Below are 13,150 nucleotides of genomic sequence, written 5' to 3'. Positions count from 1 at the left end.
CGCACTGTCCGACAACACTCGGACCACCGCTGCGCACGCAAGGGTGGCCAGACCCGACCGGCATCCTTGAGCGCGTGGATCAGGAAGCAGCCGTTTCGCACAGGGGATTCGGCCTGGTTTGCCGGATAAGCACCGTTCGCCCACATCACTTCTTTTGTCGTATTTGCCTGTCTTGGAAGCGATTCGGGTCGAGGCCGCGAACTCCGAAGCCTCGACCACTGCCGAGGAAGCCGCAATCGAGTCCATCTACAATTCCGACTGGACGGACACGGAGTGCAAGGGGATTCGATGCCAGACCTTGAGGCCTCGCCGGAGGAACTCGCCAAAACGAGCCGGTCATTGGGTGCATCCGCGGACCACCTCGATGACCGCGTGAGGGCACTGCAAGCGCGCGTTGAGACATTCCTCGACAGCGGATGGGAGGGGAAGGCCGCGAACGCTTTCCGGCGGGATTGGGAGCTCTGGCTCGACGGAGCACGAAAGGTTGTCGGCGGCCTGGATACGACGGCGTCGCTGCTCGGGTCGGCAGGGCAGGGGTATGCCGCACAGGAAGTGTCGAACACAAGAACCCTGTCGTCAGATCACACACTTCTGAACTTGAGATAGCCGGGGGTCGGGGAATGGACCATTTCATGGTCGATCTCGCGGAGCTTGACAGGATCGTCACGCTGATGCGCGATTTCGGCAAGGATGCCGAGTCACTATGCCGCAACGTCGAAAAATCGGTTGCGAATCTTCATGTGTCATGGACCGGCAAGGCCGCTGATGCCCACAAGCAAGCCCACGATCGCTGGGTGGAGGGAACCCGCGAGATGCGGTCCGCGCTGACCGACCTGGACGGGACGGGACGAACGGCCCACGCCAACTATTCTGCCGCTGTTGCCGCCAATAAAGGCATGTGGCCGTGACAGTGCTCGCGGTCGACCCGGCACGGTACGCCGACGCGGCCACGCAGATGTCGGATGTTGCGGACACCATGGGCGGTTCGATCCGGGGCCTCGCCGCTGCTCTGGGAAGCTCAGGCGGCATGGGTGGATCGGACAACGCTGGGGTCGAATGGTCACAGTCCTACGACGAATCGGCCCGGTCCGCGATGAAAGCCGCAGCCGGTCTCGTCAACGGAACCGGCCAGGTCGCCGTGTTGCTGCACGCAAGCGCCCAGAATCACGCTGACGCCGACACGTCGTCGACCATCGATGGCGGGCGTGGGAGTTTTCCAGCAGCGCCCAGCGCGACGAGGATCTCCACTCCTGAACCTCCGTCGGCCGCCGGAGGGAGCGGCGGCGGGCCGCCCGGATGGTCGCTGGTCGCCGGCTTGGTCGGATATGCGTGGCCGAACGGCCATCAGGATCGATTGCACGCAGCCCAGTCGGCGTGGAACTCGGCTGCAGCAGAACTGACGAACAATACTTCGGGAGCCGTCTCTGCTGCATCCAAGGTCGCAGCGCAGCGCAGTCCAGAGGTTGCCCAGGCGTCGGCCGCGTGCACTGCGGTCAACACTCAAGCCGGCGAGTTGGCCGGGGTGTTTCAGCGGATCGGATCGTCGTGCGCCGAGTACGCGACCCATCTCGACAATGCTCATCACGAGATCATCTCCACACTGAAGGAGCTGGTGATCGAGACGGCAGCGATCGAGGCTGCCGGTGCGGCCTTCGCTATCTTCACGGTCGGTCTCGATGAGGTGGCCGCACAGGCTGCCGTCGCTGCCCGTATCGCTACCGCCGCCGCCAAGATCCGCCGAGTGATCGAGGCCCTTGTCGACGCTGCACGCGCCGTCGCGGCCTCGGTAAGGGGCTTCGCTGCCCGGGCTGTGGAGATCGCCTCGAAGATGAAGCCGTTTGAGGAAGCGGTGGCCAAGCGGGCTGGGACGCAGGCTGTGAACGACATCGGCGAGACCGGTGCTGCCACAGCCGACAACCTTGCAGGTTCAATACGGAACGTTAATCCTGGAGGTGGGCAAACCAACTGCGTGAATTGTGTGGTTACGACAGACCGCATGCTTGACGGCGAGAAGGTCTCGGCGGCCCTCGGAGAGCCCAGGCCGGTGACAGACCTACAGGACTACTTCGGTGCAAAGTTCAAGCCGATGTCAGGTCAAGGACAGATCGAGAGCATCATGGACAAGGCTGGCGACGGTGCTCGCGGTGTGGTGTTCGGTTACCGAGGCCCCAATCAGGTCGGACACGTGTTCAACGTTGTCAACCAACGAGGGATCGTTCGATTCCTTGATGGCCAGTCCGGGTCCGTAGGAACCTTCGGAAACCAAGGATACATTCAAAGCTACTTAATGAGGTACAGATGACCATTGATTACTCGCAGGCACTCGATATTGCACAGCGCGAAGTTGACAAGATGGGGAACAGCATCGGCACCGCCTTGGTACTCATTGAATCTTCGGTGCACGAAGCCGAAGACGCCTGGTATTTCCCATACAATTCCCGTGACCTCATCGAGAAGAATGACATTCTCTCTGCGCTGGCTGGAAATCTCCCAATTAAGGTATTCAAGGATGGCAGCGGAGTTGTGCTCGAGGCGGCCCCGTAGTTCAGGTGGCCGTCGACACCCTCTTATTCGCGCGAGCGCAGTTCACTCAGGAAGAAGTGCTGGACGACGCCGTGATCCTGAACAAGATGTCCGCCTGAGCAAACAGTTGGCCACCCGCGACACGCGTTCGACCACAAGCGACGGCCTCCGCCGTAGCGGCCACGCCCGGTGGCCCTTGGGGAAGCAATAGACCACAGCGCGTCAATCGCACAATCTGGGGAGTAGGCGCCAGTTGGCTGCGCGAGGCGCCGCTCCCCAGTCGGCCCACCCGGCTATTATCTCGGTCATGCCCGCGTCGCCGCCAAGCCCCGACAGCTGGCGAGCCAAGGTCCAGATTGTCGACCTGTTCGCCGGTCCCGGAGGCCTCGACGTCGCCGCTCATTGGCTTGATATCCCCACGGACGGGATCGAGTGGGACGATGGCGCCTGCACCACGCGTAGAGCGGCAGGCATCCGCACAACCCCCGGCGACGTCCGTGGGTTCCACCCATCCGACTTTCAGAAGGCCACGGTTCTTGCTGCGGGCCCGCCCTGTCAAACGTTCACAGTGGCGGGCAACGGAAGTGGACGAAAGGCTCTCGACGAAGTTCTCGCCTTCGTCAAGCAGATGAGCGCAGGCGAAGACGTCAGCGCGGCCCTGAGCCGGCTATCCGACGAACGCACCGGCCTGGTCCTCGAACCCCTGAGATGGCTTCTTGCTGCCAACACTGTCGGTCGTCCCTACGACGCAGTGATCCTCGAGCAGGTTCCAGCAGTGCTCCCCGTATGGGAGGCCGTCGAGGAGGCGCTTCACGCGATGGGTGTCGGGTACAAGACTTGTTCAGGAATACTTCGTGCTGAGGCGTTCGGTGTACCTCAAACGCGTCGCCGGGCAGTGCTGATCGCAAACCGGCATTTTCAACCAAAGCTGCCCGCGGAAACGCATGAGAGGTTTCACCGTCGCGGATCCCCTCGGCAAACCGCAATTGGTGATGCGCGTTCTCCATGCATCGGGATTCGAGACGCCGTGCGTCTCGGGCCATCCGTGTCTCGCGATTACGAGTTCGAAGTCGTCTCGAACTACGGCTCGGGCGGTAATCCGAGCGCACGCGGCCGTCGATCACATACCGAACCTGCGGCGACGGTTACCGGCAAGATCACCCGAAATAGGGTTGTCGACTTCGCCGGCCGGGACCGGGGTCGCTTCTCGAGCAGCGAAGCCGGCCTCCTCCAGACATTCCCGCACGACTATCCGTGGTCAGGCCGCGACATCGGGCAACAGATCGGGAACGCGATACCTCCCCGTCTCGGGGTACACGTGATCGCCGCCGCACTCGGGCTTCCCGTCGACTCGGAAACACTCGACCGTGTCGTTGCGATGTCATGGTCGGAGTCCCGCGGCGCCCTGGCCCGCTGACCGATTGCGCACCACGACCCCGACTTTGTCGGAACCATCGTGTAGCAGTAGAGGGCTCACTAGGATTCCGCCAGGGGCGCGCGCCGCAGTTTGCGCGTAGGAACACATGAGAATCGAGTAGAAATGCCTGTCGACGACAACGGGGAAGTCCTCGAAACTGTCCGGGAGCTTTCGGAGTTGGCCCTCAAGACGTACGCAGTGAACCCGGCGCGGGTAGAAGAGGACGCCAACGGAGAGCGCCGCATTCACCAAGGAGGTTATGGCGACCGACAGCTTTTCGAGTTGGTGCAGAACGCTGCCGACGAGCTCCGCGACGAGCCATCCCAAGGTGGTCGCATCGAAGTAGTGCTGACCGAAACTCACCTCTACTGTGCGAACGAGGGAACGCCGATCACCCGGCAAGGCGCCGAAACGATCCTGCGGATGGGCGTGTCCAGAAAGCGCGGCGGACAGATCGGGCGTTTCGGAGTCGGCGTGAAGTCCGTGCTCTCGGTGACACGCACTCCACAATTCTTCAGCTCCACAGGATCGTTCGGCTTCGACGCTGACTGGTCTGCGCAGGAGATCCGAACCGTTGTGAAGTACGCCCTCGCCGCCCAAGGCCGGCCTGCGCTACCCCTCGACGACACACCCGTCTTGAGATTGGCCCGGCCCCTTGACGCCGCGAACGAGCGGTCCAACGACGCAGCACTCGACGCACTGCTTGGTTGGGCCACGACAGTCGTCCGCCTACCCTTGGTTCCAGGAGCGGTCGACGAACTCGCACGCAGTATGCACGAGGTTCCGGCTGCGGGGATGCGCGCTGTCGATGAGTTCCCCACGCTGTTTCAATTGTTCTCACCCCATGTCGGGACCATCATTCTCGACGACCGCCGTGTTCTTCCTGCCGTACGACGCGAACTCCGTGTTGGTCAGGATGGTGACGTCACGGTCATCCACCAGTCACGGACGGGAACGAAATCCGCGGATGAGCGGTACCGCGTGTTCACCGTGGAGCACGACGTCACCGATGACATCCGTTCGACTTCCGGCGAGCTACACGATCGAGCAACCCTAGATGTGTCGTGGGCGGTACCGGACTATCGCGTCGACAAGTCGACCGAAGATCCGCTCTGGACTGTTCCCAATGACCGGGGCATGTTCTGGTCCTACTTTCCGACCAAGTACCCGACAACCCTGAGCGGCGCATTGAATGCGGCGTGGAAGACCAACGAAGACCGCCAGAATCTTCTCGACAGTGCGGACCTGAACCGGGAGCTGCTCGACGTGGCCGCGCAGCTCGTCATCGACTCCCTCCCGGCTTTGGTCACCCCTGACGATCCTGGCGCCTACCTGGCGCTCCTTCCGGGCCGCACCCGTGAATCTCCCAACTGGGCCTGCAAATACCTGACCGCAAGGGTATGGGACCTTGCTGCCACGAATGTCTCACTACCCGACCAGCACGGACAGTTGCGAAAGCCTTCGGACCTACGAATCAGACCTGAGGGAATCGCCCACGCTACGTTGAAACTCTGGGCCCAGCATTCCGGACGGCCGGCGAACTGGGTCCACCACTCAGTCGATGCCACCGGGGTTCGGCGCGGCAAGATGAACCACGTTCTCGACGCCGGCACCTCGCGGGAGCCCGAAACCATCACAGCATGGCTCGAAGCGCTCGTTTCCGATGGATCGGCCGGCGCCTCAAAAGCCGCTCTGAAGGTCCTCGATCGTCTCATCGATCACGACCTTGCCGGCAAACCCAAAGAGATCGCCGCAGCGAAGGGCGCGCGGATCGTGCTCACAGCCGACGGCTCGATGGTCACTCCCGCCCCCGGACAGGTTTTCCGACGAACCTCAGACGACGTCCTCCGAGATGATCTCGTCTATGTTGCCGATTCGATCGCCGACGACGCCGAAATGGGCTGGATACTGGACCGGCTCGGGATTCGAGACGCCGACGCCGACGGTCGATTTCGGAGCATCCTCGATCAAGGCTTTCGAAACTACACCTCCGAGCACTGGAGGCGATTCTGGGAACTCCTCCGGGCCGCGGGCGGTGCGAGCCAGAGCCGCGCAATCGCTGGGCGGATAGAGCGTCCGGCCGCGGTCCTCAAGGTCATGAATGTGACAGGCGAATTCGTACCAATGTCCACGTGTCTTCTACCCGGGCCGGTCGTGCCCGCCGATGGGAGGCGTGACGCCGAGGTCACGGCAGATCTGGCGTTCCACGCCGACGACCGATCGATCCTGCGCGCCCTCGGCATGAAGGACCGGCCCGAACTCGACGGTCACACGTTCGAGAGCGACCAGTGGTTCTCCGAGTACCGCCAAGCCATGTACGAGAGGTATTGCGCCACTCTCCCCGACACCAGTCGACGTGTGCAACCGAGCACGCTTCGTATCGAAGGCGGGCCGATCGCTGGGCCTCTGGGTATTTTCACCAGGCTCTCACACGAGGGCAAGGCCGCATTCATCACCGCCACGCCACCCGAAGGATTGCTCACCAATTGGACCCGACAAGTGGGCAGGACCTCGAGCACGCGGGCTCAGATCCCGTCGCCCATCAGATGGCTCTACACCACGCATGGCTACGTGGACTCAAGCCAGGGCATATGCAAGGTGTCCAGAGCGGTCGGTCCAGATCTTGCCGAATACGCCGGCGTTTTGCCGGTGGCCAAGATTCCACCCGCGATTTCTCAGCGTCTCCAGCTGAAATCGAAAGTCGAGGAGATCCGTCCGGCGCAGTGGTCATCACTGTTGGACCAGGTAAAGGCCAGTGAGGACGACGAATACATCGGCCGGACATACGCGCTCCTGATCAGGGTCGCGCTGGATTTGCTCAACGATGAACCGACGGTGCGGTGCCGAGTGGGCTCGCAGTGGGAACTGCGGCCCGATCACGAAGTCGCTGTCACCACCGACACATCTGATTTTCGGGAGCTCGTAGGCCAAGGGCAGCCCGCAGTCCTTGTCGGTGACCCGAAAGACGCTGCTGAAGCAGAGTTCATGGTGACCGAGTGGGGAATGCTCCGCTACACCGACGTCATCGAGAAGGAGGTCAAACCAGTCCTGATGGGCCCCGCCGCGGCTCTCGCCGACGCACTGCCCGCGTTCAAGACCAGACCCGGACCGCAAGCGCTGCGAGGATACTCGGTGCAGGAGTGCTCAGAGCTCGATGAGCTCACCCGCACCCCGTCAGGCACGACGAGGAAACCGCTGCAAAGCGCCAAGGATGGCGACGTGGTCCTGCTTCGTGCCGGCCTTTCTACGGTCGACCAGATGGCGGCCGTTGACCAGCGACTCGGCTTCGGAATCGGACGTGCAAAGTGCGAGAGCCTTCTCGCCCATCATCGGAAGCTTCTCGAATCCAAAGAGTTTCAAAACAAGCTGATGAAGATTCGTAGCGAACCCTCGATCACCGGCAAGTTGTCGCTCCTCCTGGATTCGGACAAATTGCGGGCAGGACTGCCCGAGGGCCTTATCGCAAGCGAGGTGTATGAGTCCGGAGCGGACCCGAGTCCTGCGCGAATAGCCGAGCTGGCCTATAGCGCTTTCGACGAGGGGGTTCTACGCGAGTACGCCGCCGATATCCGAGCAGCGTACGAAAATGCGCCGGCGCGTTTCGACGGCACATCTTCCGCTCTGCGATTCGTCGCCGATCTCGATTTCCCGGACTCATTCGCGGGAGCCCGGATACCCGCACCACCGCAACGTGAAGAAGCGCGCGGCCCTGTCGACTTCCCCGCTCTCCATCCGTATCAGGATCAAGTCGCGCGACGATTCGTCGACTTCCTTTCTGAACCACTCCCAGGTCGCGCAATGTTGAGTCTCCCGACTGGCGCGGGCAAGACACGGGTTGCCGCCGAGGCCGTGATCCGTTGGATACGCGAATCAGGGATGCCCGACGGGCCCATCCTGTGGATCGCTCAGACGACGGAACTGTGCGAGCAGGCAATTCAGTCGTGGAGGTTTGTCTGGGAGCAGGTCGGCCCCGTCGAGAATCTGGTGCTGGACCGCCTCTGGACCGGCAATTCGTCAACCCCCGTCACCATGCGCCCCCATCTCGTCGTGGCGACCGACGCGAAGTTGGCGGTGTGCCTGGATACCGATGAGTACGCATGGCTCCGCAATGCATCGCTGGTGATTGTCGACGAAGCGCACACTGCCACGTCGAAGGAGTACACGAGAATTTTCGAACAACTTGGACTGACACGAAGCAAGACACATCGAAACCTCGTCGGTCTGACCGCCACACCGTTCCGGAATACAGAGCAGTTGACCAATCGCTTGGCGGGGCGTTTCGGCAACAAGCGGCTTGATGAGGGTGTTCTGGGTGACAACCCAGTCGCCCGATTGCAGGACCTGGGCGTGCTGTCCCGGGTCGAACACCGCGAGCTCGCGGGAGCGCGACTACAGCTCAATAGCAGCGAGCTGGCCGACGCAGCGAAAATGAAGATCGATGGCGTGCTCCCCAAGAGCGCGGAACGGCGACTCGCTGCTGACGAGGCCCGCAACACGGCGCTCCTCAACGAGATCGAAAAGATGCCCTCGGATTGGCCGATCCTCGTGTTCGCCACGTCCGTCGACCACGCCCGTGTCCTCGCAGCCAAACTCAGCGGTCGCGGCGTCCGCTCGGTGGCCATCGACTCGGCGACACCGCTCCCCGACCGGCGTCGTCGCATCGAAGAGTTCCGGAACGGCCGCGTCCGAGTGATCACGAATTACGGCGTCCTGTCTCAAGGCTTTGACGCCCCGGCGACCAGAGCGGTGATCATCGCCCGACCCGTATACAGCGCAAACATCTACCAACAGATGGTCGGCCGTGGCCTCCGTGGCATCAAAAATGGCGGCAAGGACGAGTGCCTCATCCTCGACATCAAGGACAACATCACCAACTTCGACAATAAGCTCGCCTTCAACGAGTTCGACTACTTGTGGAATGGTGATTAGCACCAAGGTGACCAGCACCGGAGGGTGATACGGCGGCAGGCCGAGCAACCCTCCGGTGCTGAGTGAAAGGCAGGCCATGACCAAACTGTCCACGCTGCTCGACGAGATCGATTCCGGCATCGTGCTGCTGCCCGAGTTCCAGCGCGGCTACGTCTGGAACCGTGATCAGGTGCGCGGCCTGATGCGGTCGCTCTACCGCGGGTATCCAGTCGGCAGCTTGCTCATGTGGGAGACGGCACCAGATAGTGTCTCCGTCCGCGGCGATATCGCCGGTGCCGGCGTACGGCATCTCCTGCTGGACGGGCAGCAGCGTGTCACGTCGTTGTACGGCGTGCTCCGAGGCGCGGCGCCCCCGTTCTTCGAGGGAAACGCCGCCGCGTTCACCGGACTCCACTTCAACGTGGCCACGGAAGACTTCGCCTTCTACCAACCAACGCGAATGAAGGGGGACCCGCGATGGGTCGACGTCCACAAGCTCTTCAAGGGCGGTGGCATCGGCCCCTTCATCTCGCTCTTCCAGCAGGACCCTGACAATGCCCAGGCATACCTCGAACGCCTGAACCGACTTCACCAGGTTCGTGACCGCGACTTCAACATCGAGAAGATCACCGGCCTCGACCTCACCGTCGACGAAGTGGTGGACATCTTCAACAAGGTCAACTCGGGCGGCACCAAGCTGTCCAAGGGCGACCTTGCGCTCGCCAGCATCTGCGCAAGCTGGCCAGAGGCCCGGCAGACCATGCGGGACGACCTGGCTGTCTGGGACAAGGCCGGTTATCAGTTCAATCTCGACTGGCTCCTGCGCAATATCACAGCGGTCGCGGTCCAACGATCCGAGTTCTCGTCACTCGAGAAAGTCGACGCCGGACAGTTTCGGTCGAGCCTCGAGCGCACGGTCGATCACGTCGGGACCTTCCTGGATGCGGCCGCCGGCCGCTTGGGACTCGACCACGACAGGGTGCTGATGGGCCGCTATGCCATCCCGGTCATCAGCCTGCTCCTCGACGAGGCCGGAGGCCATTTCGCCGACGGTGCGCACCGCGACAAGGTTCTCTACTGGTACGTGAACTCGGCACTTCGCGGGCGGTTCAGCGGCTCGACCGAAACCATCCTGAACCAGGATTACGAAACTCTGCGTCAGGGCGGCATCGACCTACTGATCAACCGCCTACGACGATGGCGAGGCGGGTCACTGGCAATCACCGCCGAGGACTTCGACGGTTCGACCCAAGGATCACGGTTCTACCCCCTTCTCTACCTGCTGACGCGGACATCTGGGGCACGCGACTTCGGCAGTGGCCTCGAGCTCAAGGCCGAGCTGCTCGGCAAACTGGCGTCGCTCCAGATCCATCACATCTTCCCGAAGGGACACTTACGCGGCCGCTACGACCGCTCGGAAGTCAACGCGATTGCGAACTTCTGCTTTCTCACGCAAGCAACCAACATTCAGATCGGTAAGCGAGCACCAGAGGATTATCTGGCCGAGGTCGCTGCGAAACACCCTGGCGCACTGGAATCGCAATGGATTCCGACCGATCCCAGACTATGGACCCTCGATCGCTACCCGGACTTCCTGGCCGCCAGACGCGAACTGCTCGGCACGGCCGCCGAGAACTTCATGTCCGGGCTCCTCCACGGCGATCTGGCTGACCACCCGGTACATGACTACGACCGTAGGGCCGTCGCCATTGTGGAGCCGGACGACTCCGACGATCCACGCGTAGCGCAGGTTATTGCGTTGATCGACGAGCTGACCGAGCACGGTGCAACTCAACCGCGGGTGGACACGGAGATCAGTGATCCTGATACCGGTGTTCCCCTGGCAGTGGCTGAAGCCTTCTGGCCAGACGGCCTGCAGCCAGGTATGGGTGAGCCGATAGTACTGGAGCTCGACCCTGAGGAGGCCGACCTGCCCCGACTCGAAGCGCTTGGCTACAAGGTCTTCACGTCGATCGACGCCCTTCAGGCCTTTGGTGCGAAGAGTCTCAGCGAGGCGCCAGATGACGACGACGGCGTAGGGAGCCGAAACGAGGGGAAACATCGAGCCCCCACACCACCAACCGACGAAGCGCTCACGCTGGAGTTCCACAACGCGATGGTAGATATCTGTGAGCGCAGCAAGCGCGAGGCCCGGTACAACCCCACGCAGTTCCGGGCTATGGTCGCGGAGTTGGGCGGGTTAGAGGCCGCACGGATTCTTCTGGCAAAACCCACGGTGTCCGATGGGTTCTCGATCCTGTGGGAGAAGGGGCGTCTCGACCTCACCATCGAGGAAGTGGTCAGGAAAAAGCAGTTTGCACAGTTGTTCAGTCAGGAAGAATTGGACGTCGCTCAGTTGAGATTGGCCCAGTTCGGCGGCTAGCGACCAGAAGCGAGCCCGATGAAATAGTGAAACCTGCAGCCGTATAGTCTCGTCGCTATGAATGACGGAAACGTGAGTGCGTGGTGACCGAGAACGGCGATGCCGCCGAAGCACCTGCCAACATCCCTGGCAACAATGCGCTGGCGGCCACTTGGTCGAATGGCGACTACGAACCGTACATACACTACATCAGATTTCCTTTCTTCAAGAATCTAGCGACCGATTTGCGTATAGACTTCCAGTTTCCGATCACAGTCTTGATCGGAGCAAACGGATCGAACAAATCCTCGATTCTGCGAGCCCTGCAGGGCTGCCCTGAGGGACAGAATATTGGTAACTACTGGTTTGGAACCCCACTCGACAGTGTGCCCGATGACGAGAGGCACCGATTTGTTCATGGAAGGTGGTCCCCCTCGGCCAAGAGGGTCGTAGAAGTGATCCAAATAAGGCGAGCTCGGACAAGCTCGCGTACGGGTAAGAGCACGCCGGACTACTTTGAAACCGACGAACCCATTGTTCGCGACGGCATGCAGGCGATGCCGCCGGCGCCGGAGCCAATGCCGGAAGATCGAAGCGAATCCCGATGGAAACAGATTCAGAAGAAAGTAGAGTACTTCGATTTTCGATCCGAGATATCAGCATTCGATAAATACTTCTATCACAACGACTTTAATACGCGAGGAAACATCGTTGCGCAATCCCGGCAGCGACGCGACCGGAAAGAGCTCCTCTTCGAGAAGTCCATCATCGTTCGAAAGATACTCGATCGACGCCTCAGGAGCTACAAACCGGGTGGAAAACAACTCGTCATCAAACCGGCAGTCAAGCTGAACGCGGACTCGCTGAGTTGGATTAGCTACATTCTCGGGCGTCGCTACGTGGAGATCACGGTAGTCGGCCACCGCGCTTTCAAAGCCTCCGGAACAACCGCCATGATGAAGACCGACGATTTATCGTACAGCGAAGCCTGGGCGGGTAGTGGCGAATTTGCGGTAGTTCAGCTGGTCCGAGCAGTCTGGGCCTGCGAGCCGGGAACTCTGCTACTGCTGGACGAGCCAGAAGTGTCCCTACACCCCGGTGCACAACTTCGACTTATGAATTTCCTTCGGAGGACTGCGCTTGACAAGAAACTTCAGATTGTCATGTCGTCACATTCTCCGGCCATAATCGAAGGTCTGCCACCCAACGCGATTAAGGTCCTTGACCGCTCGCTTGAAGGCCAGATCTTCTTGCGATCACAGAAGTCGCTCCCCTCAGAAGCATTTGTCGTTCTTGAACATAGTTTCCACAAGAAGACAATAGTGACAGAAGACAGGCTGGCTCGCGAGATCGTCCGCCACGTCCTCAGAAAAGGCGGAGAAGCAAAGCTGAAGTCAGTTGACGTCAAGTTCCATAGGAGCGGCTCCTCGGTCATGCGCAGTCGATTGCTTCCCGACTGGGCCCTCGAAGGAAGGACAGACGTGCTTTTGGTGCTAGACGGAGACAAGCGATTCGAGCTACCACCCGAATCAACTCAGATTGCAGAGTGCGACCTAGAAGCACACGTTAAGCGGATAATGGAAACCAAGTCCGTCAGTAGGTATGTGCCTGCAAATTCCGGCGGCGTCACCACCAACGACCTGCGAACAGTTATTGATTGGACAATCAAGTACGTTCGGTTCCTCCCCGGCGGCGAACCTGATCACTGGCTTGCGACCACGCTTGATCCTAGCGCTGCGGTAGAAGGTAACGGCAAGTCTTGGTGGGATGAACGTTGTCGAGAATCGTCCGGAATGCTCGCTGGTGAGTACGTCGAGTCAGACCAGCGATTTCACTATCAGCAAGCGACCCTAGGACGTGTTCGCCCCTCAAAAGACAATGGCCTCGAGGTTCTAGCAAACGACCTCGATACCTTCATTGCATCGGAATAGCGATGCTGG

8 protein-coding genes are annotated in these 13,150 nt (G+C 61.0%); all 8 read left to right on the top strand.

Features of this window, described 5'->3' with window-relative positions:
• The first annotated feature begins 288 nt into the window (after nucleotides 1–288).
• The 8 genes from ACPXCG_RS17925 (at nucleotide 289) to ACPXCG_RS17890 (ending at nucleotide 13,141) form a co-directional block, all read left to right on the top strand.
• The gene (locus ACPXCG_RS17925) at nucleotides 289–606 is read left to right on the top strand and encodes a WXG100 family type VII secretion target (protein ID WP_425793376.1); all 318 of its coding nucleotides are present in this window, start codon (nucleotides 289–291) and stop codon (nucleotides 604–606) included.
• Between the two features lie 26 nt (nucleotides 607–632).
• Nucleotides 633–908 (top strand): WXG100 family type VII secretion target, encoded by a 276-nt coding sequence (locus tag ACPXCG_RS17920; protein ID WP_425793375.1) that lies wholly within the window; start codon nucleotides 633–635, stop codon nucleotides 906–908.
• Nucleotides 905–2,302 carry a toxin glutamine deamidase domain-containing protein gene (locus ACPXCG_RS17915; protein WP_425793374.1) on the top strand — a complete coding sequence of 466 codons (1,398 nt, stop codon included), beginning with the start codon at nucleotides 905–907 and terminating at the stop codon, nucleotides 2,300–2,302. Before ACPXCG_RS17920 ends, ACPXCG_RS17915 begins: the two co-directional genes overlap by 4 nt.
• Complete coding sequence (locus ACPXCG_RS17910; RefSeq protein WP_425793373.1) at nucleotides 2,299–2,544, top strand: YrhB domain-containing protein; 246 nt, start codon at nucleotides 2,299–2,301, stop codon at nucleotides 2,542–2,544. Before ACPXCG_RS17915 ends, ACPXCG_RS17910 begins: the two co-directional genes overlap by 4 nt.
• Nucleotides 2,545–2,830: 286 nt before the next feature.
• Nucleotides 2,831–3,940 carry a DNA cytosine methyltransferase gene (locus ACPXCG_RS17905; protein WP_425793372.1) on the top strand — a complete coding sequence of 370 codons (1,110 nt, stop codon included), beginning with the start codon at nucleotides 2,831–2,833 and terminating at the stop codon, nucleotides 3,938–3,940.
• A gap of 123 nt (nucleotides 3,941–4,063) precedes the next feature.
• On the top strand, nucleotides 4,064–8,869 hold the full coding sequence (locus ACPXCG_RS17900) for a DEAD/DEAH box helicase (protein WP_425793371.1): 4,806 nt from the start codon (nucleotides 4,064–4,066) through the stop codon (nucleotides 8,867–8,869).
• Nucleotides 8,870–8,945: 76 nt separating this feature from the next.
• Nucleotides 8,946–11,231: a GmrSD restriction endonuclease domain-containing protein gene (locus ACPXCG_RS17895; RefSeq protein ID WP_425793369.1), complete on the top strand. Its 2,286-nt coding sequence runs from the start codon at nucleotides 8,946–8,948 to the stop codon at nucleotides 11,229–11,231.
• 80 nt (nucleotides 11,232–11,311) lie between these two features.
• The gene (locus ACPXCG_RS17890; RefSeq protein WP_425793367.1) at nucleotides 11,312–13,141 is read left to right on the top strand and encodes an ATP-dependent nuclease; all 1,830 of its coding nucleotides are present in this window, start codon (nucleotides 11,312–11,314) and stop codon (nucleotides 13,139–13,141) included.
• Nucleotides 13,142–13,150: the final 9 nt, after the last annotated feature.

This window comes from Gordonia sp. DT218 (assembly GCF_049847105.1).
Lineage (GTDB): Bacteria > Actinomycetota > Actinomycetes > Mycobacteriales > Mycobacteriaceae > Gordonia.
This window is presented reverse-complemented; position numbering and strand designations above follow the sequence as displayed.